Origin of the sequence: Pelomonas baiyunensis, assembly GCF_043555935.1 — a bacterium.
GTDB classification, from domain to species: Bacteria; Pseudomonadota; Gammaproteobacteria; order Burkholderiales; family Burkholderiaceae_C; genus Pelomonas; species Pelomonas baiyunensis.
On sequence record NZ_JBIGIB010000002.1, the window covers coordinates 497,303 to 522,717 of the forward strand.

The following is a 25,415-nucleotide window of genomic DNA, read 5'->3' on the forward strand; positions in this document are numbered from 1 at the left end:
GTCAGGCTCCCAGCAGCTTGCCGGTGCGCACGGCGTGTTTGCCGGCCACCTTGGCCACGCGCATGCCGGCGTTGGCGAAACGCAGGAAGTCGCGGGCGAAGAACAAGCCATCGCACGGGCTGCGCAGTTCCGTGACCTGGGCCGTGATCGGGTCGATGACGTGGGCCAGCACGTCGCCCGCCAGCACCTCGGCGCCCACATCCTTCACGAAGGTCAGCACGCCCGCCACGGGCGACTTGATCGGCATGCTGCCCGCCAGCGGGCGGGCGTCGCCTACCGCGTCCGGCAGCGCCGGCTTGTCGCCGCTGATCAGGCCGCGCCAACGCAGGAAGTCGACGATGTGCGCCGCATCGGCGGCGGCCAGTTCGTGGGTCACGTCGGCGGCGCCGCGCAACTCCACCGTGACCGACATGCAGGCCTGCGGGATGGGGAAACGGTCGCCGAAGTGCTGCTTCCACTTCCACCACACCTGCGAACAGGCCTCGTCGAACGGGTTGTCGCCCGAGTCTTGCGCCAGCAGCGTGACCCGCGAGCGCAGAAAGCGCGCCAGCGCTTCGCACTCGGGCCAGCACGGCGTTTCGGTGTAGAGGTGCAGCAGGGCTTGCGCGTCGCAGTGCAGGTCCAGCACGATGTCGGCATCGCAGGACAAGCCCATCAGCGTGCGGCGCAGCGATTGCAGCTCGGTGTCCACCGGCGCGGCCAGCACCGCCGCCTTGAGCGCGCGGCGCAGCACGGCGACGTTGCTGGCAGCGTCAGCGCCGAGCTGCCCTTCAACCTCGGCGGCCACGGCCGCGATTTGGTCGGGGTAATGGCGGTTGAAGTTCTCGCCCGACATCAGCTCGAAGCGGCCCAGGTGCGCGTGCAGCAGGAATTGGCTCAGCCCGATGGGGTTGGCCATCGGCACCAGCACGATTTCGCCGGTGATCTGGCCGGCGGCTTCGAGGGCGTCCAGCTGCAGGCGCAGGTGGTGCGCGGTCAGCATGCCGGGCAGTTCGTCGGCATGCAGCGACGCCTGGATGTAGGCCTTGGCGCCGCCCGGGCGGCCGTAGTGCAGCGACACCAGCTCGCGTTGCGTGCCGGGGGCGGGAGAAAGCAGGGGGTGATGGACAGCGTGCATGGTCGTTCAGCGGTTCATCATGGGCTTGAGCCAGCGGGCTTCGGCCCAGCGGAACAGGCCCACCAGCGCCAGCGTGAGCACGAAGTAGAACGCGCCCGCCGTGATGAAGGCTTCAAAGGGAAGGTAGTGCTTGGCGTACACCTCGCGGGCCGCGCCGGTCAGGTCCAGCAGCGTGACGACGCTGGCCAGCGAGGTGCCGTGGAGCATGAAGATGGCTTCATTGCCATAGGCCGGCAACGCGCGGCGCAGGGCGGCGGGCAGCACGATGCGCCGCAGCATCAGCCCGCGGCTCATGCCCAGGGACTTGGCCGCTTCGATCTCGCCGGCCGGCAGGGCGCGGATGGCGCCCGCAATGATTTCGGTCGTGTAGGCCGCCGTGTTCAGCGAAAACGTCAGCCAGGCGCAGAAGGTGGCCGACGACAACCACGGCCAGGCCCAGCTGTCGCGCACCGCCTCGAACTGCGCCAGCCCGTAGTAGCACAGGAACAGCTGCACCAGCATGGGCGTGCCGCGGAAGGTGTAGGTGTAGACCCACACCAGCCGCGACGACCAGCCGTGGAAGACCGTTCGCACCACGGCTAGCGGCAGCGCCAGCACCAAGCCGCAGCCCAGCGACAGCAGCAACAGCTTCAGCGTGACGCCCAGCCCGGTCAGGTACAGCGGAAGGTTCTCGCCGATGGTCTCGAAGTTCACAGTCGGCCCTCCTTCACGCCCACGGCCAGGCGCTTTTGCGCCCAGGCGAAGGTCAGCTCGGAAGCGCTGGTGAACAGCAGGTAAATCACGGCCACGGCCAGGTAGAAGCTGAAGGGCTCACGCGTGGTGCCGGCTGCTTGCTGGCCGCGCGTCATCAGGTCTGACAGGCCGATGACCGACACGATAGCCGTGCTCTTGATCAGCACCAGCCAGTTGTTGGAAATGCCGGGCAGCGCGTGGCGCAGCATCTGCGGCAGCGTGATGCGCCACAGCACCTGGCGCGGACTCATGCCAAAGGCCAGCCCGGCTTCGCGCTGGCCGGGCGGCACGGCCAGGAAGGCGCCGCGGAACGCTTCGGTGAGGTAAGCCCCGAAGATGAAGCCAATGGTCAACACGCCCGCCACGAAGGGGTCGATGTCGATGTAGTCCTCGTGCCCCAGCATGGGCGCCAGGGTGTTCACCCCCAGCTGGCCGCCGTAGAACACCAGCAGCATCAACACCAGGTCAGGCACGCCGCGAATCAGCGTGGTGTAGGTGCCCGCCACGGCGCGCGCCACGCGTGAGCGCGACAGCTTGGCCAGCGCACCGGCCAGGCCCAGCAGGGCAGCAATGCCCAAGGACGACAAGGCCACGGCGAGGGTGACCGTGGCGCCGTCGAGCAGGCTGGGAAGAAAACCGTGAAGCAACATGGGGCAGGGGGCCGGCGGCGGGGAAGGGCGCAGGCGTCAGGGGTCAGCGTGCAGCCCGGCGTTCAGGTGCCGGGCCACCGTGCGCTCACTGCTTGGTGCGGGGCGCGATGTCGTAGTCGAAATACTTGTCGGCCAGCTTCTTGAACGTGCCATTGGCCTGAACGGCGTCGATGGCGGCGTTGAACTTTTTGCCCAGCGTGGCCTCGTCGGCCTTGCGCATGCCCACGCCGGTGCCGGCGCCGAAGATTTTGTCGTCCAGGATGGCGGCGCCCGCGAACGCGAAGCCCTTGCCTTCGGGCTTCTTGAGGAAGCCGAAGTCGCCGGCCGGCGAGTCCATCAGCGTGGCGTCGATGCGGCCGCTCTTGAGGTCCAGGAACACCTGGTCTTGCGAGGCGTAGCGCACGATTTCGCTCTGCGTGAAGGTCTTGGCCGCATAGGTTTCATGCGTGGTGCCGCGTTGCACGCCGATCTTCTTGCCCTTCAGGCCCGCAGCGGTGGCTTCCAGCTTCACGCCGGCCTTGGCAATCAGGCGGGCCGGGGTGTTGTAGTAAGGCTTGGAGAAGGCGATGACCTTCTGGCGCTCTTCGGTGATGGAGACGCTGGCAAAGATCGCATCGACCTTGCGCGACTGCAGCGCCGGAATCAGGCCGTCGAAGTCTTGCTGCACGAGCGTGCACTGGGCCTTCATTTCGGCGCAGTAGGCCTGGACGAGTTCAATCTCGAAGCCCTTGAGCTTGCCGTCAGCGCCGATCTCGGAAAACGGGGGGTAAGCGCCTTCCACGCCAATGCGCAGCTTCTTCCATTCCGGAGCCTGGGCCTGGGCCAGCGTGGCCGCCAGGGCCAGGGTGGACAGGAGGGCGAATTTCTTCATCTCAAACCTCTTCTAGAGCCGGGTGAGGGGTGTTCAGTGGGCCACCTGGGGCAACCAGGCGCGCAAGGCCGCAAGGGTAGCAGCCGGGTCTTCCTCATGAGGCACGTGACCCAGCCCCGGGAAAACCACCAGCTGGCTGCCGGCAATCGCGTGCTCGAACTCGCGGCCCCATCGCAGTGGAATCAGCCGATCGCGCTCGCCCCAGAGGATGAGCGTGGGCAGGTGCAACTCGGGCAGCCGCTCCACGGGGCCGGGCGCGAGTTGATCCACCCGGTCCAGCAGCGCGCGGCGGTTGCCTTCACGCAACGTCAGTTCGTAATAGCGATCCACCAACGCGGCGCTGACCCGGGTCGGGTCGCCGTAGACGTCTTGCACGCTTTGCTCGACCGCGCGGCGCGGCAGCACCCAGCGCATGCCTTCCCGCAGCACGGGCATGCGTGCAATCCGAAAGCCCAGCGGGATGTGCTCGGGCTGGAAGTTGAAGCCGGCGGCGTCGATCAGCACCAGCCCGGCCACGTGTTCCGGCGCGGCCAGGGCCACCTGCCAGGCGATCTCGCCGCCCAGCGAGTTGCCCACCAAAATCGCCCGCCCCAGCCCCAGGCGGCTCATGAACTGCCGGATGAACGCAACGTAGCGGGCGTCGGAGTAGTCGCGGTCGGGATTCGGGCCGGTCAGGCCAAAGCCGGGCAAGTCCAGGCTGATGACACGCCGCGTCGTGGCCAGGTCGGCCACCCAGCCTTCCCAGGTGTGCAGGCTGGCGCTGGTGCCGTGAATGAGCAGCAGCGGCAGCGGGTCGCGTGCGGGGCCTTGATCGCGGTAGTGCACCTGCAGGCCGTCCACGTCGAGGAAGTCCGACGGCGGCGGAGCCCAGCGGGGCGTCAGGCTGTCCAGCGGCCGGTCCGGCGCCTTGCTGACGGCAAAGGCCATCGCCGCCAGCATCAGCACGATGCCGAGCGCCTTGAGCGCCCACTCGCCGAGTTTCATGCGGTGCTGCCGTGGACCCCGGTCAGGCAACCGGGGTCAGGTCGGGCGCAAGGGATTCGCGCTCGTCGAACACGAAGCAGCCACCGTGGTAGTGCTTGCCGCCGGTTTCTTCAAAGTACTTCAGGATGCCGCCGTCCAGCTGCCAGGCGATGAGGCCGTGGTCTTCCAGCACCATGGCCGCCTTTTCGCAGCGGATGCCACCGGTGCAGTAGCTCACCACCGTCTTGCCGGCGAGCTCGTCCCGGTGGGCGGCCAGCGCGTCGGGGAAGTCGCTGAACTTGTGCAGGCGCCAATCGATGGCGTTGTCGAAGGCGCCGTGGTCCACCTCGAAGCCGTTGCGGGTGTCCAGCATCACCACCTCGCGGCCGTCGTCGTCGTGGCCTTGATCCAGCCAGCGCACCAGGGTTGCAGCCGGCAGCGCGGGGGCACGGGGGGCTTGGTCCGGGCGAACGGTCGGGCGGTTCATGCGGATGATCTCGCCCTTGACCTTCACCTTCAGGCGCTGGAAGGGCTGGTGCTCGCTCCAGCTTTCCTTGGGCGTGAGGGCCGCGAAGCGCGGGTCGCTCCGCAGTTCGGCCACCCAGGTGTTCACGTCGGCCGCCGGCCCGGCCAGGAACAGGTTGATGCCCTCTTCAGCCAGCAGCACCGTGCCTTTGAGGCCCAACGCCTCGGCCCGTGCGTGCAGGCGGTCTCGCAGGGCGGCCGTGTCGGCCAGCGAGACGAAGAGGTAACAGGAAATGTTGAGGATGGGGCCGTGCTGCATGAGGCCCCGGATTATCCGGCACCGTGGCGTGGCCCCGGGGCGTCAGTCGGCCCAGCGAGCGGCAATGGCCTGCACTTCGTCCACACAGGCCAGCAGGGCCTGCACCACGCGTGGGTCGAAATGACTCCCGGCGCCGTCGCGGATGTAGGCCAGCGCCTCCTCGTGCGTCATGGCCCGTTTGTAGGGCCGCACGCTGATGAGCGCGTCGTACACATCGGCCACGGCCATCAGCCGCGCAGCCAGCGGAATGGCCTCGCCCGCCAGGCCGTCCGGGTAGCCACTGCCGTCCCACTTTTCGTGGTGGTGGCGGGCAATCTGGCGGCCGAAGGTGAGCATCAGGCCGGCGTCATCGCCCAGGCGGTCCACCGCGCGCTGCAGCAGGTCGGCGCCGTGCTCGGCGTGGGTCTTCATGACCTGCCATTCATCGGGCGACAGCTTGCCCGGCTTGAGCAGGATGCCGTCGGGGATCGCCACCTTGCCGATGTCGTGCAGCGGCGCGGCCTTGGCCAGCTCGTCGATGGCGGCTTCGGTCAGGTCTGCCGGGCCGTCGGGCTGGGCAGCGATCCAGCGGGCCAGCGTGCGCACGTACTCCTGCGTGCGCTGGATGTGGTTGCCGGTGTCTGCGTCGCGGAACTCCGCCAGCCCCACCATCACGAAGAGCGTCGTGTCGCGCAAGCGTTCCACCTCGCGGCGGCGGGCTTCCAGTTCGTCGCTGAGCTGGGCGTTGTGGCGCAGCAGGTGGTCTTCGGCGAGCTTGAGTTGCAGGTGCGTGCGCACCCGCGCCAGCACGGTGGCCGGGTTGAAGGGCTTGTGAATGAAATCGGCGCCGCCCGCGTCGAACCCCGCGCTTTCGTCCTCCGGGCGGGTGAGGGCGGTCAGGAAGATGACCGGCACCCGGCGTGTGGCGGGGTCGGCCTTGATGCGGCGGCAGACTTCGTAGCCGTCCATCTCCGGCATCATCACGTCCAGCACGATCAGGTCCGGCGCCTGGCGGCGGCAGATCTCCAGCGCCTTGGCCCCACTCACGGCGAGCTGCACGCGGTATTCCGGCTTCAGCACCTGGGCCAGCAGCGTCAGGTTGGCGGGCGTGTCGTCCACCACGAGCACGGTGGCCTGCGGCGTTGGCAAAACGGCAGAGGGCGTCATGGCTTGTCCTGCAACTCGCCGCGCAAGGCGGCCTGGGCTTCGTCGAAATCAAAGCGCTGCATGGCACCCACCAGGGCCTTGGCCTGGCGGGCCGGCAGTGCATCGATCAAGGCAGATTCATGCTGCTCCCACAGCGTCAGGGCGTTGCTGTCCGCGTCGCCCAGCAGGGAGTCGAGTTCGCTGATCAATACCGCGGCGTCGGTGCCGGGGATGGTCGGGTCCACGGGTTCGGGCAGTGGCAGGTCCACCGGCAGCGGGCGGTCCAGGTCCAGCAGCCGGCGCAGCATGTGGGGCAGCAGCGGCTTGCCGCACAGCGCTTCGGCGCCCTGGCGCTGGGCGCGTTCGCGCAGCACCGGCGTGTCGAACGCGCTCAGCAGCACCGTGCGGCGGGCCTGCGGCGGGCCGTCTTGCGCGAGCTTCATCAGCAGCTCGCCGCCTTCCATGTCGGGCAGCACCCAGTCGATGATGAGCAGGTCGTAGGGCTGGCTGGCCGGTGTGGCGGCCAACCGGGCGAGCGCCTGGCGGCCCTGGGAGAGCAGGTCCACCCGCGTGGTGGGCGCCAGGGCTTTGAACAGGGCCAGCAGGTCATCGTGCCCGCCGCTGTGGGCGGCCTGCACCAGCAGCACGCGCCGGGCCGGGGGCAGGGGCTGCAGCTTGAACTCGGGGCAGGGTGAGGGCGGCAGCACCAGCTCGAACTCGCTGCCCCGGCCGGGGGTGCTGCGCGCGTTGAGGTCGCCGCCCATGCGCAGTGCCAGCGCCCGGCACACCGCCAGGCCCAGCCCGGTGCCGCCAAAGCGCCGGGTGGCCCCGGCTTCGGCCTGGGCAAACGGGGTGAACAGCCGCGCCAGCTGCTCCGGGGGCATGCCCATGCCGCTGTCGCGCACTTTCAGCACCCAGCCGCCGTCGGCTGACAGGCTGGCGCTGAGCTTGACCTGGCCCGCGGCCGTGAACTTCACGGCATTCACCAGCAATTCGGTCACCAGCTGTGTCAGCCGCACCGCGTCACCGCGCCGGGCGCCGGCCTCTCCCAGCAGCTCCGGCGAGGCGATGTCGCAAATCAGCTCCAGATGCTTGGCCTGGGCGGCGGGGCGCACGGCGTCGAACGCGTGGGCCAGCACCTGTTCCAGATGCAAGGGGTCGGTGGCCAGCTGCATGCGGCCGGCGTCGAGGTCGGCGTAATCCAGCAGGCCGTCGATCAGCTTGACCAGCGATTCGCCCGCCTTGGCCACTTCTTGCAGGCGGCTGCGTTGCTCAGCGGCCAGCCGGCCCTGCAGCATCAGCCGTGTCAGGCCCAGCACGGTGTTCATCGGGGTGCGGATCTCGTGCCCGATGTTGGCCAGGAAGTCAGACTTGGCACGCGAGGCGCCCTCGGCAGCCGCGCGCGCCTCTTCCATCTCGGCCAGGCGAGCGGCCACCAGTTCGTCGGCGGTGGCGTGCGGGCCTTGCACTGGGGCCAGCCGCGTGAGCTGGGCCAGTTGCCGCGACAGGCCCCACAGCGCCAGGCTGAACATCAGCTGGCACAGGCCGAGGTTGGCGATCAGCGGCCAGCTCTCGATCAGCCACTGCGGGGGCTCGCCCGCAAAACGCAGCAGCGTCGGGGGCGCCAGCATCATCAGCAGCAGGCCCAGCGCAATGATCAAGGCCTGCCGTGCGCGCCAGCTGGTGTACAGCAGCAGGCACGCCCCCATGGCCCAAGGCGTGAGCGTGCCCAGCGTGTACAAGCCCGGCCCGGGGTCGGGCTGCAGCGTGAAGCTCAGCATCGTGAGGCTGAAGTACAGCGCCAGGATCAAGGTGGCCAGGCGTTGCCACAGCCGCAGCGACTGCGGTTGCTGCCACACCAGGGCGGCCAGCACGGCAAAGCTACCGGCCAGCACCGGATAGCCAATCGCGTCAGCCGCCTGCAGCACGCCCAGTGCGGCCTCGCCCGCCCAGGCCAGCAGGGCCGAACCCACGACCAGCAGGAACAGCCAGCGCGTGCCGCGCGGGCCGAGCACCACCACGACGGGCTTCATGGCTGGGCCTCGGCCGGCGCGCGGTCGCGGTCGAGCTCGCGGTCGAGTGCGGCGGCAGCGGCGTCGAAGTCCATCACCCCCAGCGCCGCATCCACGCCCTGGCGGGCCTCGGGCGACAGCGCAGCCGCACGGCCGTGGGCCTGCCACCAGTCCAGCGCCCGGCTGTCGCTTTGCGCCAGCAGGTCGCGCAGGGCTTGCAGGTCTGCCGGGGTGCCGCTGGGCGCCAAGGGCGGGGCCGCAGGCGCCAGCGTGTCGGCGGCCGATGCCAGGGTTGCCTGCAGGGCCGCCAGCGCCGCGCACACGCCCTGCAGTAGCGGGGTGGCGTGGCCCGCGTCGGCAGCGGCGGCACTCATCTCCAGCGCCAAGGCCGCCCGGTGCAGCGGCCGCGCCCCCAGCGTGGCCGCCAGCCCTTGCAGGGTGTGCGCGCCGCGGCGCAACTCGGCCCATTGGCCGTCGGCCAGCCAGCCGGACCAGGCGCCCAGCCCGTCGGCGTATTGGTCGCTGAAGGCTCGCAGCGTGCGCTGGTACAGCGCGGCGTGCCCGTCGAATTGGCGCAGGCCCAGGGCGTGGTCCAGCACCAGTTCCGGCGCGGCGGGGGCGGCTTGGGGGAGGAAAGGTTGCAAGCTGCGCACCAAGTGGGTCATGTCCAGGGGTTTGGTGATGTGGCCTTGCATGCCGGCGGCCAGGCATTGCTCACGCTCTTCGGCACCGGCAAAGGCGGTCATGGCCAGCACGGGCAAGGCCTCAAAGCCGGGCTGACGCCGCAACTCGCGTGTGGCAGCCCAGCCGTCCAGCACCGGCATCTGCAAATCCATCAGCACGACGTGGAAGGCGTCGGGCGCCTGGCCCAGCAGTTGAGCCAGGCCGTCCTGGCCGTGGATGGCGGGGGTGACCGCCGCCCCCACGCTGGTGAGCAGGCGCTGGGCGATGTCGCGGTTCACGGGGTGGTCTTCCACCAGCAGCACCCGCAGGCCGGCCAGCGGGAGGTGGTCTGCCACCGTCGGGCGGTCGTCCGGTTCGTTGCACCAGGCGCGCAGGTCTCCGGGCGTCAAGGGGGACGGCAGCACAGCGCGGGCCCCGAAGCTGCGGGCTTGGAGCAGGTCGTCATCTTGCCCCGGGCCGCTGAGCACCGCCACGCGCAGGGTGGGGTGGTCGCGCCGGAGCAGCGCCAGCAGTTCCAGGCCTTGCGCGCCCGGGCCGGGCAGCCGCCAGTCGAGCAGCACGCTGTCGAACGGCTGCCCCGCCTGGTGCGCTTGTGCCAGCAATTCCAGGGTTTGGGAAGCGTGGAGGCCGCGCGCGACGCGGTCGGCGCCTGCGAGGTGGCCGATCAGCGCCTGGAGGCTGTCACCCGCCGCTCCGGCGCCCTGCGCCAGCAGCAAGCGTTGCGGCCGCGGCGCCTGCGGCGTTTGGCCGTGCCCATCCAGGGGCAGGGACAGTTGAAGCGCGACTTCGGTGCCGCGGCTCACGGCGCTCTGGGCCTGGAGCCGCCCCCCCATCAGGGCGACGAGGCGGAGCGTGTGGGCCAAACCGAGCCGGGGTGCGGGGCCGGTGGGCCGGTTGGCGGCATCGTCCACCGGGAACGCAGCCTGCAGCTGCTGCGCACTCATGCCGATGCCCGAGTCCTGCACGGCCAGGGTCAGCTGCACGTGGGCCCGGTCTGGGTCGAGTTCGCCCTGCACGCGCAAGCGCACTTCGCCGGCGAGCGTGAATTTCAGGGCATTGGTCAGCAGCGTGACGAGCACCCGCTGCAAGCGCGCCGCATCGCCCAGCAGTTGGCCTGGGAGGTGCAGCAGGTCCGGTGAGACCCAGTCGCAAATCAGCGCCACCTCGGGCCGTGCGTGAGCGGGGCGCACCTGTTCCAGCGCCTGGGCCACCACGTCTTCCAGCCGCAGCGGATGGCGGGCCATCGTGGCCTGGCCTGATTCCAGGGCTGCCACATCCAGGGCGTCGTGCAGCAAGCCCAGCAGCGCCTGCGAGGCGGCGTCGGCCTGCTGGAGGAGGTCGCGCTGTTCGGCGGTCAACCGGGTTTGAAGTGCCAACTGCGTCATGCCCATGACCGCGTTCAGTGGCGTGCGCACCGCATGGCTGAGCTGGGTCAGCAGTTGGTTGCGAACCTCACTCGGGGCCGGAGAGGCTGGGGCGGCGGCCACCAGCGCGGGGGCGTCGGGCATGACCTCCGTGCTGCGGTGGGGCGCGCGCTGGCGCAACAGCAGCGGCGCGGGCAGCAGCACCGCATTGAGCAGCAGTGCCAGCGCAGCCGGGCCCTGGTGGCGCATCGGCCACAGCAGCACCAGGCAGGCGCCGAGCAGCCCGGTGGCCGCCCAGGGCAGCGCAAGGGCGAGTCGGCGCGGGAGCACGGGCGCGTGCGAAGGGCTGTCAGGGGGCACGCCCGAATTATGAAAGCGCTCGGCACCCGGCAAGCGCCTCCGCAGGGCCGATGGCCCCTGGGGAAAGCCCAGGTCGGGCGGTCACGATGGCGCCGAAGTCAGCGGTTATCCTGAGATGTCATGCCACTCATCCTTGTCGTCGACGACCAGCCGAGCAACATCCACGCGCTGTACCAGCTGCTGGTGGATGAGTGCGAGGTCTCGATGGCCACCAGCGGTGCCGAGGCCCTGGCGTTTTGTGCCCAGCAGCTGCCCGACCTCATCTTGCTGGACGTGCTGATGCCGGAAATGAGCGGCTACGAGGTGTGCGACCGCCTGAAGGCCGACCCCCGCACGCGCGGCGTGCCCATCATCTTCGTGACCGTGCAAGGCGGTGCCGAGGACGAAGCCGAAGGCTTTGCCCATGGCGCGGTGGACTACATCCCCAAGCCTTTTGTGGATGTGGTGGTCAAGGCCCGGGTGCGCACGCAACTGGCCCTGAAGCTGGCGTCCGAGAGCTTTGCGCGCTCGCAGATCGAGTTGTTCCAGCGCGACAAGCTGGCCTCGGTGGGGCGCACGATTTCGGGCATTGCGCAGGAGTTGAGTTCGCCGCTGGGCAATGCGCTCATCGCCGCGTGCACGCTGCAAGACGACTTGGCGCAGCTGCGCAGCACGATGCAAGGCGGTCAGTTGCGCCGCAGCGACCTCGACAAGCACCTGCGCGTCAGCGATGAAAGCGTGGGCCTGGTGCTCTCCAACCTGCAGCGCACCCTGTCCATCGTCGACTCGTTCCTGCAGTCCACGGCTGACAACTTCGGTGACCAGCGGCGCAGCTTCTCGTTGCTGGAGTTGATCCACGAAGTGGTGGCGGGCCTGGCGCCGGCGCTGGAAGCGCAGCAGGTGCGTTGCGAGCTGGATGCGGGGGAGGACGTGCACCTGCTCAGCTTCCGCGGCGCACTCGCCAAGGTGCTGGGCACCCTGATCCACAACGCCATCAAGCATGCCTACCGCGAAGCCGGCGGCGTGGTGCGCTTGCGGGTGCGCCCCTCCGGCGCGGATCAACTCCAGATCACCGTGCAAGACCATGGCGTGGGCATTCCGCCGGGCTTGCTGGGGCGCGTGTTCGACCCGTTCTTTTCCACCCGTTTTGGCGTCAATCGCAACGAGCCGGGGCTGTACATCGTGCGCAATCTCGTGACGTTTGCGCTGGGCGGGCAGATCCAGGTGGATTCCACACCCGGCGTGGGCACGACGGTGCGGCTGTCGGTGCCACTGATTTCTCCGGAGGCCCGGCGCGCGGCCGGATAGCCGATGAAGCCCGGGCTGGCACGCTGGACACGCTGGGGCAGCTTGCTCCTGGTGTTGGTGTTGCTGGCCTCACTCGCGGTCCAGGTGCTGCGTCCCGGTGCGACGCGGGCGCCCATCGTCATCGGGCTGTTGCTGGCGCGTTCCGGGCAGGCCTTGCCCCAGGACGCGCCCCTGGCAGCGGCCACCCGGCGTGTGGTGGCCGAGCTCAACGCCAGCGGTGGCCTGCTGGGGCGGCCGGTGCAGCTGCTGGAAGAAGACACCCAGGGCGATGCCCGGCGGGCCGCGTCGGCGGCGCAGCGGCTCATTCGCGAGCAGGGCGCCGTGGCGCTGTTCGGTTGCGGGTCAGCCGAGTGCCGGGATGCCGTGCGGCCGGTGGTGGAGGGCTTGGGGCACCTGCTCTTCTACCCCCTGGCGCATGAAGGGCTGTCCATCTCGCCCCACATCGTCTACACCGGTGCGCTGCCCAACCAGCAGGTGCTGCCCGCCTTGAGCTGGGCGATGGAGCGGTTTGGGCCCCGCGTGTTCGTGTCCGCGGTCGGCGATGTCGAAGGCGAGCGGCTGCGTCAGGTGTTGCAGGAATTTGTGCGGCTGCGCGGCGGGCAATGGACCGGTGCGGTGGTCGTGGCGCCCGGCCAGCGGGACTTTGAACCCGCCATCCTCGCCGCGCAGCGCGCGCGTCCGGATGTGGTGGTGAGCCTGCTGCGCGGGACCGCGCATCGGCAGTGGGTGGATCAAAGCCTGGCGATGCAACTGGGCGGCGTGCCGCTGCTGGCGCTGCGGGCCCGCGAGGCGGACCTGCGCGGTCAGGACGGCGGCCGCATGCGCGAGCAATTCACCGCCTGGAGTTACCTGTCGGCCCCTGCGGGCGAGCCGCCGGGCACCGGCAGCGATGACGAGGCCGCGTCCGCGGCGCTCGCCGTTCAGCTGTGGGCGGCCGCCGTGCGAGACGGCGGCAGCGTGCGCACGGACGCGGTTGCGGCGCATGTGCTGCTGCAATCCGTGCCGGGCCCGCAAGGCGTGGCGGCCTTGGATGCGCGCAGCCGGCACCTGTGGCGGGCGCTGCGCATCGCCCAGGTGGCGCCCGACGGCGGCTTGGACGAGGTGGCCCATTGGCCGCGCTACATCCGCCCGGAGCCCTGGCCGTCCTTCCGGTCGGTGGACGCCTGGCGCGCGCTGCTGGCCAGCCCGCAGCGGGGGGCGCCATGACCTGGGCCCGCTGGACAACCGTGTGGCGCGTGGGGCCGGCCTTGCTGCTGGGCTTGTTGTTGCTGGCCCTCGTGCCGCTGGGGACCGTGGGCTGGTGGCAGCTGTCGAGCTTTCAGCAGCAACTGCAAGCCACCGTGGTGGACAACCTGCTCGTCATCACGCGCAAGAAGGTCAACGAGATCAACGACTACCTGGCCGAGATGCAGGTGGACTGCCGGCTCGTGGCGCATGCGGGTGACACCGTGTCGCGCCTCACGGGCGGCGGGGCGGGCGGTGCAGCGTTTTTCGAGCGCCTGTTCGATTCGGGCAAATATGTGAGCCTGATGCTCGTCACGCCCGACGGCGCCGTGAAGTACGACCTGCACGTGCCGGCGGCCGTGCGGGCCGATCGGCTGGATGTGGGGCGACTGGGCGCGACCGGTCTGATGGCCGCGCACCGGCGCGCGTTGCAGCAACTGGATCCTCAGATCACGCCGCTGGAGTCGCTGCCCGGCCAGACGGGGCCAGCACTGTTCATGGTGCACCCCGTGGTGGCGGGCGACCGGGTGCTGGGCACGGTGGTGCTGCAGCTGGACATGGCGCGCTTGCTGCAAGCGGCTTCCGAACGCTCCGGCCTGGCGCTGGCCGGCGAGACCGTGCTGGTGCGCCGCGTGGGCAACGAGGCGCACTTCCTCAGCGACCTGCGACGCCCGTTCCGCGAGGGTTTGAGCCGGCATGTGCCGTTGTCGCTCGAGGATGCGCCGCCCGCGGTGCGCGGCCTGCGGGGCGAGAACGGCAGCGGGCTGGCGCGCGATTACTCGAACACCGAGGTGGTGTCCGCGTGGCGCCACCTGCCGGCGCTGGACTGGGGCATCGGTGTGAACCTGGATGCGGACGCCGCTTTCGCCCCGGCGCGGGCGCTGCGCGACCGGCTGCTGCTGGCCTTGCTGGTGGCCCTGCTGGCGGCCACGACGCTGGCCATCCTGCTGCGCCGCCGGCTGGTGGAGCCTGTGGAGACGCTCAACGCCGCGGTCGCGCGCATCGCCGGGGGGCAGCTGGAGGAGCGCGCGCCGGTGCGCGGCTTCAGCGAATTCCGCGAGCTGGCGAACAATTTCAACGCGATGACTGAGCAGCTGGTGGTGGAGCGCCACCTGCTCGAGTCGCATGTGGAGGAGCGCACGCGCGCCTTGCACGAGAGCGAGCGGCGTTTCCGTGGCGTGTTCGAGCGGGCGCAGGTGGGCATCGCGGTGTGCGACGCGCAAGGCTTGATCCAGGAGGTCAACCAGGCGCTCACCGCCATGCTCTGCCGCGACGTGGGCGAGTTGCGCGGCGCCAAGCTGGCCGACTTGCCCGACTTCCGCAGCGGCCGCGTACTGGGCGGCGAAATCGGCCGGCTGGCGTCGTCGCGGGCGGACCACCTGCGCTTCGAGCGAGGCTTTGCGCTGCCCGGCGGCGGCGAGCTGTTCGTCGACGGCAGCGCCAGCGCCATTCGTGACCCGGACGGCCACCTCGTCAGCGTGGTGCAGATGCTGATCGACGTGACCGAGCGGCACCGCGCGGAGGTGGAGTTGCAGCGGGCGCGCCTGGCCGCCGAGGCCGCCAGCCAGGCCAAGAGCGACTTCCTGGCGAACATGAGCCACGAAATCCGCACGCCCATGAACGGCGCGCTGGGCATGCTGAACCTGCTGCTGCGCACCGACCTGTCGCCCCGCCAGCTGGACTACGCCAGCAACGCCCGCACCGCGGCCCAGGCCTTGCTGGCGGTCATCAACGACGTGCTGGACTTCTCCAAGGTCGAGGCCGGCAAGATGGAGCTGGACCCGCACCGGTTCGAGCTCAGCGAGTTCATGCGCGAGCTGGCGGTCATCCTGTCGGCCAACGTGGGCAGCAAGGACATCGAGGTGCTGTTCCGCCTGGACCCTCGCTTGCCGCAGGCCCTGGTGGGCGATGCGGTGCGGCTGCGCCAGGTGCTGCTGAACTTGGCGGGGAACGCGCTGAAGTTCACCGAGCACGGCGAGGTGGTGCTGGTGCTGACTTTGCTGTCGGAGCAAGACGGGCGCGCGCGTCTGCGCTTTGAAGTGAGGGATACCGGCATCGGCATTGCGCCGGAGAAGCTCCGGCACATCTTTGACGGGTTCAGCCAAGCCGAGCAGAGCACCTCGCGCCGCTACGGCGGCACGGGCCTGGGCTTGGCCATCAGCCGCCGGTTGGTGGAGCTGATGGGCGGCACGTTGGGCGTTCACAGCACCCTGGGCAAGGGCAGTTGCTTCGACTTCGAACTGACCCTGGACGTGGCGGCGCCTGCCGATGCCGAGGCCGATGCCACGCAGCGCGGCTTGAAGGTGCTGATCGTGGACGACAACCCCATGGCGCGCGATGTGCTGTTGGGCATCGGCCAGAGTTTGGGCTGGGAGTGCGACGTGGCCGCCAGTGGCGAGCATGCGCTGGATCTGGTGCACGAAAGCGCGCAACAGCCCAAGGCCGGTTACCAGCTCATCCTGATGGACTGGCGCATGCCGGGCCTGGACGGGTGGGAGACGTCGCGCCGCATTCGCGAAAGCCACGAGACCGACGCGCCGGTCATCATCATGGTCACGGCTCACGGCCGTGAACTGCTGGCCGACCGCAGCGAGCAGGACATGGCGGTGCTGGGGGGCTACCTCGTGAAGCCCGTGACTGCATCCATGCTGCATGATGCGGTGGCCGAAGCCACCCGGGGCGAGCCCTCGCCGCGCCAGGCGCCTGCGCCGGTGCAAGCCCGCTTGGCGGGCATGCGGCTGTTGGTGGTGGAAGACAACGCCTTCAACCGCCAGGTGGCGCAGGAGCTGCTGGCCGCGGAAGGCGCGGAGGTGACGCTGGCCAGCGGCGGGGTGGAAGGCGCGCACTTGGCGTTGAATGCCGTGCCCGCGTTCGATGCGGTGTTGATGGATTTGCAAATGCCCGACATCGACGGCTTCGAGGCCACGCAGCGCATCCTGACCGGGCGGCCCGAGGCGGTCGTGATCGCCATGACCGCCAATGCGATGGATTCCGACCGCCAAGCCTGCCTGGCCGCCGGCATGCGCGACCACGTGGCCAAGCCCATCGATGTGGAGCAACTGGTGGCCAGCCTGCGGCGGCACCAGCGGCCGGCCGCGCCGGCACCGGCCCGCGCGCCTCAGCCGCGCCCGCTGCTGGAGCCCGAAGTGGCGCTGCGCCGCCTGGGCGGGCGCCAGGCCTTGTACGAGCGGCTGGTCGCCTCGTTCCGGCAGGATGGCCCGGCGGAGTTGAACGCGCTGAGTGCCGCCTGGGTGCAGCAGCGGCTCGACGACGCGCAACGCGGCCTGCACACCCTGCGGGGGCTGGCTGGCGCGGTGGGGGCCTCGGCCCTGGCGGAGGAGGCCGGTCGGCAGGAACAGGCGCTGCGCACCGGTCAGACCCACGCGGTGGATTTGCCCGTGCTGCAGGGGCTGATGGCCCGCAGCCTGGCGGTCCTGCAGCCGGTGGGGGCCGCCGCGGAGGTCCGCCCACCCGCCTCACCCACGACAGAAGCGCCCGCCGGAGCGCCGGATCTGACCGTGCTGCGCCAGCTGCTGGCCGACCGCAACATGCGTTCGGTGGCGATGTGTGAAGCCTGGCTGCGTGCGCAGGGAGCGGCGCCGGGCGCCTCGGCGCAGGCGATGGCGCAAGCCGTGGCGCGGCTGGACTTTGCGGGCGCCTTGGCGCTGTGCGAGCAGCTGCTGGCCGACCGGCCGAGCGTGCCATCCTCGAAGCCGCCCGCCGTTGGTTGAGCGCGCCCGCCGGTTTCTGCCCCGAACCCTTTGGGCCCGAGGCAATGGCGCTTACAATGAGAATCATTCTCAACAAACCGACTGACGTCGCCCCGCCATGCTCGAGTCGTTGCCGTCCAGCCTTGCGGCTGCCCCTGCCGGGCAGGCGCTGACCGTCGAACAGGTCCGCGCCCCCCAGCATTCGCCCGAGTGGGCGGGTTGGCTGGCGGATCTCGGCTTCCTGCCGGGCGAAGCGGTTCGGGTGTTGCGTCGGGGTGCTCAGCGCACCGGCAACCTGGTGGTGCGGGTCGGGCAGTCCACGTTCGCACTGCGCCACGCCGAGGCTGAATGCATCGCCGTGTCGCCGCGCCATGGCTGAGTCTGTCGTTCATGTGCACCGCGGCGGCAAGCTCGTCGCGCTCGTCGGCAACCCCAACTGCGGCAAGACCGCGCTGTTCAATGGCTTGACCGGCAGCCACCAGAAGGTGGCGAACTACGCCGGCGTGACGGTGGAACGCAAGGAAGGCCGCCTGCTGACGGCCGCCGGCAAGACCCTGCGCCTGCTGGACCTGCCTGGCACCTACAGCCTGCACCCTCGCTCGCCGGACGAGCGGGTCACCTGCGACGTGCTGGCCGGCCGGGCCAAGGGCGAAAAGCGGCCTGACCTGGTGATTTGCGTGCTGGACGCCACCAACCTGCGCCGCAACCTGCGCCTGCTGTTGGCGGTACGCCGCATGGGCTTGCCGGTGGTGGTGGCGCTGAACATGGCCGATCTGGCCGCGCGGCGTGGCTTGCACGTGGACGCCGAGGCGTTGTCCGCCCAGCTCGGGGTGCCGGTGATTCGCACCGTGGCCATTCACAAGGAAGGGCTGGACGCCCTGCGAGCGCTGCTGGACCAGCCGGAGGTGTGGCACGGCGGCCCGGTGGCCGCGCCGACGGAAGCGCCAGCGGATGACCACCGCACGGTCAAGACCATGTTGGAGGCCCTGAAGCTTGACCAGGACCTGCCCACCCTGCCCAGCGACCGCGTGGACCAGGTGCTGCTACACCCCGTGGGGGGCACGGCCATCCTGGCGGTGCTGTTGTTCCTATTGTTCCAGGCGGTGTTCTCGTGGGCTGAGCCGCCGAAGGATCTGATCGAAGCCGGCGTGGCCTGGTTGGGGCAGCAGGCGGGCGGGGCCTTGCCTGAGGGCTGGTTCCGCAGTTTGATCGTGGATGGCGTCATCGCCGGCTGCGGCAGCGTGCTGGCCTTCCTGCCGCAGATCCTGATCCTGTTCTTCTTCATCCTGGTGCTGGAGGAGTCAGGCTACCTGCCGCGCGCCGCCTTGTTGCTGGACCGGCTGATGGGCAGCGTGGGCCTGTCCGGGCGCAGCTTCATTCCGTTGCTGTCCAGCTTTGCCTGTGCCATTCCCGGCATCATGGCCACGCGCTCCATCTCCAACCCACGGGATCGCCTCGTCACCATCCTGATCGCGCCGCTGATGACCTGCTCGGCCCGGTTGCCGGTGTATGCGTTGCTGATCGGTGCGTTCGTGCCGCAGCGCGAGGTGGCGGGTTTTGAGCTGCAGGGGCTGGTGTTGTTCGGCTTGTACGTGGCCGGCATCCTGGGGGCACTGGCCGTGGCCTGGGTGCTCAAACGCTTCACGCAAACGGGCCGGCTCGTGCGCCCGCTGATGATGGAGCTGCCCAGCTACCACTGGCCCCATCCGCGTTCCATCGCCATCGGGCTGTGGCAGCGTGCGGTGGTGTTCGTGAAACGCGTGGGCGGCATCATCTTGTTGCTGACGGTGGCGCTTTGGTTGCTGGCCAGCTTCCCGGCACCACCGGCGGGTGCCACCGGCGCCCCCATCCAGTACAGCGTGGCGGGCTGGCTGGGCGCGGGCCTGGCTCATGTGTTCGAGCCCATCGGGTTCAACTGGCAGATCAGCCTGGCCTTGGTGCCCGGGCTGGCCGCCCGTGAGGTGGCCATCGGAGCGCTGGGCACGGTGTACGCGTTGTCGGCCACCGGTGACGAGGCGGCGCAAGCGCTGGCGCCGCTGATCGCCCAGCAATGGAGCCTGGCGACCGCGTTGTCGCTGCTGGCTTGGTATGTGTTTGCACCGCAGTGCATCGCCACACTCGCGGCGGTGAAGCGTGAAACCGGCGGCTACAAGCTGCCGCTGATCATGACCGGCTACCTCTTCGGGCTGGCCTACGCGGCGGCGTTCATCACGTACCGCGTGGCGCTGGCGCTGGGAGCCGGCTGACGCTGCAGCAGCGCCGGCCGGGTGCGCCCGGCCATGGTGCGCCGCAATGGGGTCGGCTCAACGGGGCACTGGGCGCGTGGGAACGCTGGCGCTGCACACGTCGATGTGGCCCGCGCTGTGCACGAACCAGCCGCCGCGGTAACGCCGGGCATCCAGCAACCGGGTCCAGGTGGCCGACTCGGTGCGCAGCACCTGCAAGGCCGGCCGTTCCGCCGCCGGCACCTCGGCCATCAGGCGAATGCGTTCAATGCCCGTGCGCTGCTCCGGTTTGTCATAAAAGCCCATGGCGGCCGTGCCGCGAGGCAGGGCGGACAGTAACTCCATCCCCTTGATGACCCGCCCGACGACCGTGATGTTCAGGTCCAGGCCGCGTGGGGCCTGGCCGATCACGACGTAAAGCTCGGCGCCATTGCTGGAGTCGACCGCGTCACTGCGCCCGGCGCCCACGGTGCCGTAGCAATGGGCCAGCCAGGCCCGGCCGCTCTTCGGGTCGGCCGCGACGGCGAAGCCTTCGGCAAAGCCAGTGCGCGGGGCCCAACCATCGACATCCGGAAGCCGGGTGAAGCCGGCCGCGCGGCCGATTTGGTCGATGGGCACCGAGAACTCCGCGGGCAGCCGGGCGCTCGCACCGGCCGGCAGTGGGCGCGCCTTGGCGGGGTCGTCCGCGTCGGGGTCGCCCCACTGCGTCACGAAGTTGTCCTGCACGCGCACGACGAACAAACCGTCCCAGTACCCGCCGCGGGCCAGGGCTCGGATGTTGGCCGCGTGCGCGGGTGCAAAGCGCGGGGCCAACTCGATGATGACCTGGCCGCCCGCCAGGTCCATGAGCAGGGTCTGCTCGGGGTCGAGCGCGCGCCAGTCACTGGCGGGAGACGCGGCGAGGATGTCCTGGGCCGACGGGCGTGGCGCCGCAGCTGCGGGTGCTTTGCGCGGCGCAGCCGCCGCCGTGGTGAGGAGGCCGGCGCTCAGCAGCGCGGCCAAAACAGAGCGAAGGTGTGGCATGGCGCGCAGCTTAGCGGCTGCGCTGCGGGCGTCGGCATGTTGCCGTCTGCAGGTCAACCCGCAGCCGATGCCGCGTGCAGGCGCGCCAGCACGGCGCGCCATTCGTCGGAGGTGACGGGCGTGATGGACAGGCGGCTGCCTTTTTCCAGCACCCGCAAGGTGGCCAACTCGGGCGCGCCTCGCAGTTCTTTCAGGCTCAGCAGGCGCGTGGTTTCGCGCCACCGCACGTCCACATGCAACCAGCGGGGCGATGCGGGGTCGGACTTCGGGTCGTGGTAGGGGTTGGCCGGGTCGAACTGTGTGGCGTCGGGGTAGGCGGCGCTGGCCACTTCGGCCAGGCCGGCGATGCCGGGCTGCGGGCACGACGAGTGGTAGAACAACACGCCGTCGCCAATCCGCATCGCGTCGCGCATGAAGTTGCGGGCTTGGTAGTTGCGCACGCCCGTCCAGGGCAGGGTGCCGGCCCGCTGCAGATCGAGGATGGAGGCCTCGTCAGGCTCGGACTTCATCAGCCAGTAGTTCATCGGCCGTGTGAAGCAAGGGAAGGAGAGGGGTGTCCACCGCGAATCCTGGGGGCCGAGATCCTGAACACCCTGGGGTATACAGGTGGGCGAGGTCAGCCGGACTTCGGGTTCATCTGACGCGAGACGCTCACGCCCGTCCGGAATTTTCCAAGCCCTTGCTCAAAGAGCATCGGATGAAGGAAATTAAAGCCCCGGGGACTGCGATGGACGGGGTGGATTCTAAGTCGCCGCACGAGGGGCGCGGGCGGTGCGGACTTTGTGTGCCGTGTGCGCCGAAGCCGGGTCAGAGCAGCTGACCGTCGTGCTCCAGCGCGTCGTCCAGGCGCTTGACCAGCGCATCCAATTCCGGCGTGGACACGCGGGCCGTGGGAACGGCGTCCCGTGGGGCGTCGGCCAATTGGTAGGCGAGGTTCAGCGCGGCCAGCACGGCGATGCGCTCGCGGGCCTTGACCTTGCCGGCATCGCGGATGGCGCTCATTTCGCGGTCCACTTGGGCCACCGCCGCCGCCAGCGCGGCTTCGCCACCTTCCGGGCAGCCCAGCAGGTAGCTCTGGCCCATGATGGTCACTTCCATCTGCTTCATGGCTGCGACTCCTCTTTCGGCGTGTCGGCCGGCAGGCGTTCCAGCAGGGCATCCACGCGGGCGCGCGCAGCGCTCAAGCGGGAGCGCAGGCTGTCACGCTCCTGCGTGATGGCGGTCAGTTGCACCTGCAGCAACAGGTTGGTGCGCAGGATTTCGTCGTGGCGCACCAGCAGGCGCTCCACGCGGTCGGTCAAATCGGTCAGGCTGGCCATGGGTGGGCAGAAGGTCAGGCGGTCGTGGATTTTAGGAGGCGTCCGGTGTCGCACTCGGCGGTGACGGCACAAACACTGCAGAGCGGCTTGCGCGCTTGGCAGACGTAGCGGCCGTGCAGGATGAGCCAGTGGTGCGCATCGACCCGGTATTCCGCCGGCACGCGCTTGAGCAAGCCCATCTCCACCGCAAGCGGCGTTTTCCCCGGCGCCAGGCCGGTGCGGTTGCTGACGCGGAAGATGTGCGTGTCCACCGCCATGGTGGGCTCGGCAAAGGCCACGTTCAGCACGACGTTGGCCGTCTTGCGGCCCACGCCGGGCAGGGCCTCCAGCGCCTCGCGCGAGCGCGGCACCTCGCCGCCGTGCTGTTCCAGCAAAATTTGGCAGGTTTGCAGCAGGTGGCGTGCCTTGCTGCGGTACAGCCCGATCGTCTTGATGTGCTGCTCCAGCCCATCCAACCCCAGGGCCAGAATTTGCGCGGGGGTGTTGGCCACGGCGAACAGCCGGCGGGTGGCCTTGTTCACGCCCACGTCTGTGGCTTGGGCGGACAGCAGGACGGCGGCCAGCAACTCGAACACGCTGGCGTATTGCAGTTCGGTTTGCGGGTGGGGGTTGGCTGCGCGCAGCGTGGCGAAGAATCGTTCAATCTGGGCGGCATTCATGCCAGCATTGTCCGGCCGCTTCACCCGCGGTGCGCTGGCGGTGCCGTGGTGTGCTGGCTGCAGGTTTCGTCATGTCGCGGCCCTACACTTCGCGGCTTCGTTTTTTGGTGCCCGCCCGCTGGAGGCCGCAATGATCCGTTTTCACTTTCCCGTCGTCATCATTGACGAGGACTACCGCTCCGAGAACACCTCGGGTCTGGGCATTCGCGCACTGGCCGAGGCCATTCAAAAAGAAGGCATGGAAGTGCTCGGCGTGACGAGCTACGGGGACCTGTCGCAGTTCGCGCAGCAGCAAAGCCGCGCCTCGGCCTTCATCCTGTCCATCGACGACGAAGAGTTCACCCCCGGCCCCGATCTGGACCCGGCCGTGCTGAACCTGCGCAAGTTCATCGGCGAGATCCGCTTCCGCAACCCGGACATCCCCATCTACGTGTACGGTGAAACGCGCACCAGCCAGCACTTGCCCAACGATGTGCTGCGCGAATTGCACGGCTTCATCCACATGTTCGAGGACACGCCCGAGTTCGTGGCTCGCCACATCATCCGCGAGGCCAAGAGCTACCTGGACGGCTTGGCGCCCCCGTTCTTCAAGGCGTTGATGGACTACGCTGCCGACGGTTCTTACTCGTGGCACTGCCCGGGGCACTCGGGTGGTGTGGCGTTTCTGAAGAGCCCGGTGGGACAGATGTTCCACCAGTTCTTCGGCGAGAACATGCTGCGCGCCGACGTCTGCAACGCGGTGGAAGAACTCGGCCAGCTGTTGGACCACACCGGCCCGGTGGCGGCATCGGAAAAGAACGCGGCACGCATCTTCAATGCGGACCACTGCTTCTTCGTCACCAACGGCACCTCCACGTCCAACAAGATGGTGTGGCACCACACGGTGGCGCCCGGCGATGTGGTGGTGATCGACCGCAACTGCCACAAGAGCAACCTGCACGCGATCATCATGTGCGGTGCGATTCCGGTGTTCCTGCCGCCCACTCGCAACCACTACGGAATCATCGGCCCCATCCCGGAGAGCGAGTTCAGCCCGGAGGCGATTCGCGCCAAGATCGCGGCCAACCCGCTGCTGGCGGGTGTGGACCCGGACAAGGTCAAGCCGGCGATCCTGACCTTGACGCAGAGCACCTACGACGGCGTGCTCTACAACACCGAGACCATCAAGAAGAACCTCGACGGCTACATCCCGACGCTGCACTTCGACGAGGCTTGGTTGCCCCACGCGGCGTTCCACGACTTCTACGGCCAATTCCACGCGATGGGCAAGAACCGCCCGCGCCCGAAGGAGGCCGTGGTGTACGCGACCCAATCCACGCACAAGCTGCTGGCCGGCATCTCGCAGGCCTCGCAGGTGCTGGTGCAGGACTCGCAAACGGTGAAGCTGGACAAGCACCTCTTCAACGAGGCGTACCTGATGCACACGTCGACCTCGCCGCAGTACTCGATCATTGCCAGCTGCGACGTGGCGGCCGCCATGATGGAGCCTCCGGGTGGCACGGCGCTTGTGGAAGAGAGCATCAAGGAGTCGCTCGACTTCCGCCGCGCGATGCGCAAGGTGGAAGGCGACTACGGCGACGACTGGTGGTTCAAGGTCTGGGGCCCTGACTTCCTGCGCACCGAAGAAGGCAGCGAGCCGGTGTCGGCCGACTGGATGCTGCATGCCAACGAAGACTGGCACGGCTTCGGTGGCCTGGCCGAAGGCTTCAACATGCTGGACCCGATCAAGTCCACCATCATCACCCCGGGCCTGGACATGGAAGGCCGCTTCGCGTCCAGCGGCATCCCGGCGTCGGTGGTGACCAAGTTCCTGGTGGAGCACGGCGTGGTGGTCGAGAAGACGGGCCTGTACTCGTTCTTCATCATGTTCACCATCGGCATCACCAAGGGCCGCTGGAACACGCTGCTGACGGCGCTGCAACAGTTCAAGGACGACTACGACAAGAACGCGCCCCTGTGGCGCATCCTGCCGGAGTTCTGCGCAGCCAACCCGAAGTACGAGCGCATGGGCTTGCGCGACCTCTGCCAGAGCATCCACCAAGCCTACGCCGAGGGCGACATTGCGCGACTGACGACGGACATGTACCTGTCCAACCTGCAGCCGGCCATGACGCCGACCGATGCCTATGCCCACATCGCCCAGCGCAAGACCGAGCGCGTGGGCATCGACGAACTGGAAGGCCGGATCACGACCTCGCTGCTGACGCCGTACCCGCCGGGCATCCCCCTCTTGATCCCTGGCGAGCGCTTCAACAAGAAGATCGTGGACTACCTCAAGTTCACGCGCAGCTTCAACGCCAAGTTCCCGGGCTTTGCGACCGATGTGCATGGCCTCGTGCACGAGGTGGACGAGGAGACGGGGCGTGGCCACTACTACGTCGACTGCGTGAAGCAGTGATTGACCCGGCTGCCGCCCCATTTGAGCGGTGCAAAAGAAAAGGGCCCCGAGGGGCCCTTTTTGTTTGGTGCGGTGAGGTTTATTCGCCGCCCGCCAGCGCAACGTGGCTGAAGCCGCCGTCGACGTACATGATTTCCGCGCTCACGCCGCCGGCGAGGTCGGACAGCAAAAAGGCTGCGGCGTTGCCGACGTCGTCGATGGTGACGTTGCGGCGGATCGGCGCCGCTGCGGCGAATTGGTTGAGCAGCTTGCCGAAATCCTTGATGCCCGACGCGGCCAGGGTTTTGATCGGGCCAGCCGAGATGCCGTTCACGCGAACGCCCTTGGCGCCCAGGTCGTAGGCGAGGTAGCGCACGCTGGCTTCCAGCGCGGCTTTGGCAAGGCCCATGGTGTTGTAGTTGGGCACGAATCGCTCGGCGCCCAGGTAGCTGAGCGTCAACAACGAGGCGCCGGCGCGCAGACGCGGGGCGGCCAGCTTGGCCATGGCCGGGAAGCTGTAAGCCGAGATGTCATGGGCGATGCGGAAGTTTTCGCGCGTCATGCCGTCGAGGAAATTTCCGGCAATTGCGTCCCGAGGTGCGAAACCGATGGAATGCACAAAACCATCGAATTCAGGCCAAACCTCGCCCAATTGCTGGAACAGGGCCTCCATTTGCTCATCGCTGGTGACGTCGCAGTCGTACACCAGGTTCGAGCCGAATTCCGCTGCGAACTCGGTGATCCGGTCCTTGAAGCGCTCACCTTGGTAGCTGAACGCCAGCTCGGCGCCTTCGCGATGGCAGGCGCGGGCAATGCCGTAGGCGATGGAGCGGTTGGACAGCACGCCCGTGATCAGCAGCCGCTTGCCGGCAAGAAAGCCCATTCATGTCTCCTCGAGGTCTGGAACAGCCTGCGATTCTGGCACGCAG

Annotated in this window: 21 protein-coding genes; 6 read left to right on the forward strand and 15 right to left on the reverse strand. The window is 69.0% G+C overall.

The window, feature by feature from the left end; all coding sequences use genetic code 11:
- Position 1: 1 nt before the first annotated feature.
- The 9 genes from ACG01O_RS08660 to ACG01O_RS08700 form a co-directional block, all read right to left on the reverse strand.
- Complete coding sequence (locus ACG01O_RS08660) at positions 2-1,117, reverse strand: succinylglutamate desuccinylase/aspartoacylase family protein (protein ID WP_394383562.1); 1,116 nt, start codon at positions 1,115-1,117, stop codon at positions 2-4.
- A gap of 6 nt (positions 1,118-1,123) precedes the next feature.
- The gene (locus ACG01O_RS08665; RefSeq protein ID WP_394383563.1) at positions 1,124-1,810 is read right to left on the reverse strand and encodes an ABC transporter permease; all 687 of its coding nucleotides are present in this window, start codon (positions 1,808-1,810) and stop codon (positions 1,124-1,126) included.
- Positions 1,807-2,499: an ABC transporter permease gene (locus ACG01O_RS08670; RefSeq protein WP_394383565.1), complete on the reverse strand. Its 693-nt coding sequence runs from the start codon at positions 2,497-2,499 to the stop codon at positions 1,807-1,809. The genes ACG01O_RS08665 and ACG01O_RS08670 overlap by 4 nt, the downstream gene beginning before the upstream one ends.
- An 85-nt stretch (positions 2,500-2,584) precedes the next feature.
- Positions 2,585-3,370, reverse strand: coding sequence for a lysine/arginine/ornithine ABC transporter substrate-binding protein (locus ACG01O_RS08675; RefSeq protein WP_394383567.1), 786 nt, complete (start codon positions 3,368-3,370; stop codon positions 2,585-2,587).
- 33 nt (positions 3,371-3,403) lie between these two features.
- Positions 3,404-4,354 carry an alpha/beta fold hydrolase gene (locus tag ACG01O_RS08680; RefSeq protein ID WP_394383568.1) on the reverse strand — a complete coding sequence of 317 codons (951 nt, stop codon included), beginning with the start codon at positions 4,352-4,354 and terminating at the stop codon, positions 3,404-3,406.
- Between the two features lie 22 nt (positions 4,355-4,376).
- Positions 4,377-5,117, reverse strand: coding sequence for a sulfurtransferase (locus tag ACG01O_RS08685; protein WP_394383569.1), 741 nt, complete (start codon positions 5,115-5,117; stop codon positions 4,377-4,379).
- Between the two features lie 42 nt (positions 5,118-5,159).
- Positions 5,160-6,263, reverse strand: a complete 1,104-nt coding sequence (locus tag ACG01O_RS08690; protein ID WP_394383570.1) for an HD-GYP domain-containing protein — start codon at positions 6,261-6,263, stop codon at positions 5,160-5,162.
- Complete coding sequence (locus tag ACG01O_RS08695) at positions 6,260-8,275, reverse strand: hybrid sensor histidine kinase/response regulator (protein WP_394383571.1); 2,016 nt, start codon at positions 8,273-8,275, stop codon at positions 6,260-6,262. The genes ACG01O_RS08690 and ACG01O_RS08695 overlap by 4 nt, the downstream gene beginning before the upstream one ends.
- Positions 8,272-10,632, reverse strand: a complete 2,361-nt coding sequence (locus ACG01O_RS08700; RefSeq protein ID WP_394383572.1) for a hybrid sensor histidine kinase/response regulator — start codon at positions 10,630-10,632, stop codon at positions 8,272-8,274. The genes ACG01O_RS08695 and ACG01O_RS08700 overlap by 4 nt, the downstream gene beginning before the upstream one ends.
- A gap of 150 nt (positions 10,633-10,782) precedes the next feature.
- On the opposite strand from ACG01O_RS08700, the gene ACG01O_RS08705 reads away from it, so the two are divergent.
- The 5 genes from ACG01O_RS08705 (at position 10,783) to feoB (ending at position 19,129) form a co-directional block, all read left to right on the forward strand.
- The gene (locus ACG01O_RS08705; protein WP_394383574.1) at positions 10,783-11,949 is read left to right on the forward strand and encodes a response regulator; all 1,167 of its coding nucleotides are present in this window, start codon (positions 10,783-10,785) and stop codon (positions 11,947-11,949) included.
- Positions 11,950-11,952: 3 nt separating this feature from the next.
- The gene (locus ACG01O_RS08710) at positions 11,953-13,155 is read left to right on the forward strand and encodes a transporter substrate-binding protein (protein WP_394383576.1); all 1,203 of its coding nucleotides are present in this window, start codon (positions 11,953-11,955) and stop codon (positions 13,153-13,155) included.
- The gene (locus tag ACG01O_RS08715) at positions 13,152-16,904 is read left to right on the forward strand and encodes a response regulator (protein WP_394383578.1); all 3,753 of its coding nucleotides are present in this window, start codon (positions 13,152-13,154) and stop codon (positions 16,902-16,904) included. The genes ACG01O_RS08710 and ACG01O_RS08715 overlap by 4 nt, the downstream gene beginning before the upstream one ends.
- 97 nt (positions 16,905-17,001) lie before the next feature.
- Complete coding sequence (locus ACG01O_RS08720) at positions 17,002-17,262, forward strand: FeoA family protein (protein WP_394383580.1); 261 nt, start codon at positions 17,002-17,004, stop codon at positions 17,260-17,262.
- Positions 17,255-19,129 carry a ferrous iron transporter B gene (feoB, locus tag ACG01O_RS08725; protein WP_394383581.1) on the forward strand — a complete coding sequence of 625 codons (1,875 nt, stop codon included), beginning with the start codon at positions 17,255-17,257 and terminating at the stop codon, positions 19,127-19,129. Before ACG01O_RS08720 ends, feoB begins: the two co-directional genes overlap by 8 nt.
- 57 nt (positions 19,130-19,186) lie before the next feature.
- On the opposite strand, the gene ACG01O_RS08730 is transcribed toward feoB, so the two are convergent.
- The 5 genes from ACG01O_RS08730 to nth all read right to left on the reverse strand — a co-directional run bounded on the left by ACG01O_RS08730 (position 19,187) and on the right by nth (position 22,109).
- Positions 19,187-20,131, reverse strand: coding sequence for a peptidylprolyl isomerase (locus tag ACG01O_RS08730; protein WP_394383583.1), 945 nt, complete (start codon positions 20,129-20,131; stop codon positions 19,187-19,189).
- 53 nt (positions 20,132-20,184) lie between these two features.
- On the reverse strand, positions 20,185-20,655 hold the full coding sequence (locus ACG01O_RS08735) for an EVE domain-containing protein (RefSeq protein ID WP_394383585.1): 471 nt from the start codon (positions 20,653-20,655) through the stop codon (positions 20,185-20,187).
- A gap of 283 nt (positions 20,656-20,938) precedes the next feature.
- On the reverse strand, positions 20,939-21,238 hold the full coding sequence (locus ACG01O_RS08740) for a cell division protein ZapA (RefSeq protein WP_394383587.1): 300 nt from the start codon (positions 21,236-21,238) through the stop codon (positions 20,939-20,941).
- Positions 21,235-21,450, reverse strand: a complete 216-nt coding sequence (locus ACG01O_RS08745) for a DUF904 domain-containing protein (protein ID WP_394383589.1) — start codon at positions 21,448-21,450, stop codon at positions 21,235-21,237. Before ACG01O_RS08745 ends, ACG01O_RS08740 begins: the two co-directional genes overlap by 4 nt.
- Before the next feature lie 14 nt (positions 21,451-21,464).
- Positions 21,465-22,109, reverse strand: coding sequence for an endonuclease III (gene nth / locus ACG01O_RS08750; RefSeq protein WP_394383590.1), 645 nt, complete (start codon positions 22,107-22,109; stop codon positions 21,465-21,467).
- 130 nt (positions 22,110-22,239) lie between these two features.
- Here nth and ACG01O_RS08755 point away from each other — a divergent pair, with 130 nt between their 5' ends.
- Positions 22,240-24,507: an Orn/Lys/Arg family decarboxylase gene (locus ACG01O_RS08755; protein ID WP_394383592.1), complete on the forward strand. Its 2,268-nt coding sequence runs from the start codon at positions 22,240-22,242 to the stop codon at positions 24,505-24,507.
- A gap of 79 nt (positions 24,508-24,586) precedes the next feature.
- Here ACG01O_RS08755 and fabI read toward each other — a convergent pair whose 3' ends face one another.
- Complete coding sequence (fabI, locus tag ACG01O_RS08760; protein WP_394383594.1) at positions 24,587-25,369, reverse strand: enoyl-ACP reductase FabI; 783 nt, start codon at positions 25,367-25,369, stop codon at positions 24,587-24,589.
- Between the last annotated feature and the right edge of the window lie 46 nt (positions 25,370-25,415).

What these genes read in the sequence shown, in the direction of transcription:
- ACG01O_RS08660 (WP_394383562.1), bottom strand. Translation starts at nt 1,117, where the DNA reads ATGCACGCTGTCCATCACCCCCTGCTTTCTCCCGCCCCCGGCACGCAA.
- ACG01O_RS08670 (WP_394383565.1), bottom strand. Translation starts at nt 2,499, where the DNA reads ATGTTGCTTCACGGTTTTCTTCCCAGCCTGCTCGACGGCGCCACGGTC.
- ACG01O_RS08675 (WP_394383567.1), bottom strand. Translation starts at nt 3,370, where the DNA reads ATGAAGAAATTCGCCCTCCTGTCCACCCTGGCCCTGGCGGCCACGCTG.
- ACG01O_RS08680 (WP_394383568.1), bottom strand. Translation starts at nt 4,354, where the DNA reads ATGAAACTCGGCGAGTGGGCGCTCAAGGCGCTCGGCATCGTGCTGATG.
- ACG01O_RS08685 (WP_394383569.1), bottom strand. Translation starts at nt 5,117, where the DNA reads ATGCAGCACGGCCCCATCCTCAACATTTCCTGTTACCTCTTCGTCTCG.
- ACG01O_RS08690 (WP_394383570.1), bottom strand. Translation starts at nt 6,263, where the DNA reads ATGACGCCCTCTGCCGTTTTGCCAACGCCGCAGGCCACCGTGCTCGTG.
- ACG01O_RS08695 (WP_394383571.1), bottom strand. Translation starts at nt 8,275, where the DNA reads ATGAAGCCCGTCGTGGTGGTGCTCGGCCCGCGCGGCACGCGCTGGCTG.
- ACG01O_RS08705 (WP_394383574.1), top strand. Translation starts at nt 10,783, where the DNA reads ATGCCACTCATCCTTGTCGTCGACGACCAGCCGAGCAACATCCACGCG.
- ACG01O_RS08710 (WP_394383576.1), top strand. Translation starts at nt 11,953, where the DNA reads ATGAAGCCCGGGCTGGCACGCTGGACACGCTGGGGCAGCTTGCTCCTG.
- ACG01O_RS08715 (WP_394383578.1), top strand. Translation starts at nt 13,152, where the DNA reads ATGACCTGGGCCCGCTGGACAACCGTGTGGCGCGTGGGGCCGGCCTTG.
- ACG01O_RS08720 (WP_394383580.1), top strand. Translation starts at nt 17,002, where the DNA reads ATGCTCGAGTCGTTGCCGTCCAGCCTTGCGGCTGCCCCTGCCGGGCAG.
- feoB (WP_394383581.1), top strand. Translation starts at nt 17,255, where the DNA reads ATGGCTGAGTCTGTCGTTCATGTGCACCGCGGCGGCAAGCTCGTCGCG.
- ACG01O_RS08730 (WP_394383583.1), bottom strand. Translation starts at nt 20,131, where the DNA reads ATGCCACACCTTCGCTCTGTTTTGGCCGCGCTGCTGAGCGCCGGCCTC.
- ACG01O_RS08735 (WP_394383585.1), bottom strand. Translation starts at nt 20,655, where the DNA reads ATGAACTACTGGCTGATGAAGTCCGAGCCTGACGAGGCCTCCATCCTC.
- ACG01O_RS08740 (WP_394383587.1), bottom strand. Translation starts at nt 21,238, where the DNA reads ATGAAGCAGATGGAAGTGACCATCATGGGCCAGAGCTACCTGCTGGGC.
- ACG01O_RS08745 (WP_394383589.1), bottom strand. Translation starts at nt 21,450, where the DNA reads ATGGCCAGCCTGACCGATTTGACCGACCGCGTGGAGCGCCTGCTGGTG.
- nth (WP_394383590.1), bottom strand. Translation starts at nt 22,109, where the DNA reads ATGAATGCCGCCCAGATTGAACGATTCTTCGCCACGCTGCGCGCAGCC.
- ACG01O_RS08755 (WP_394383592.1), top strand. Translation starts at nt 22,240, where the DNA reads ATGATCCGTTTTCACTTTCCCGTCGTCATCATTGACGAGGACTACCGC.
- fabI (WP_394383594.1), bottom strand. Translation starts at nt 25,369, where the DNA reads ATGGGCTTTCTTGCCGGCAAGCGGCTGCTGATCACGGGCGTGCTGTCC.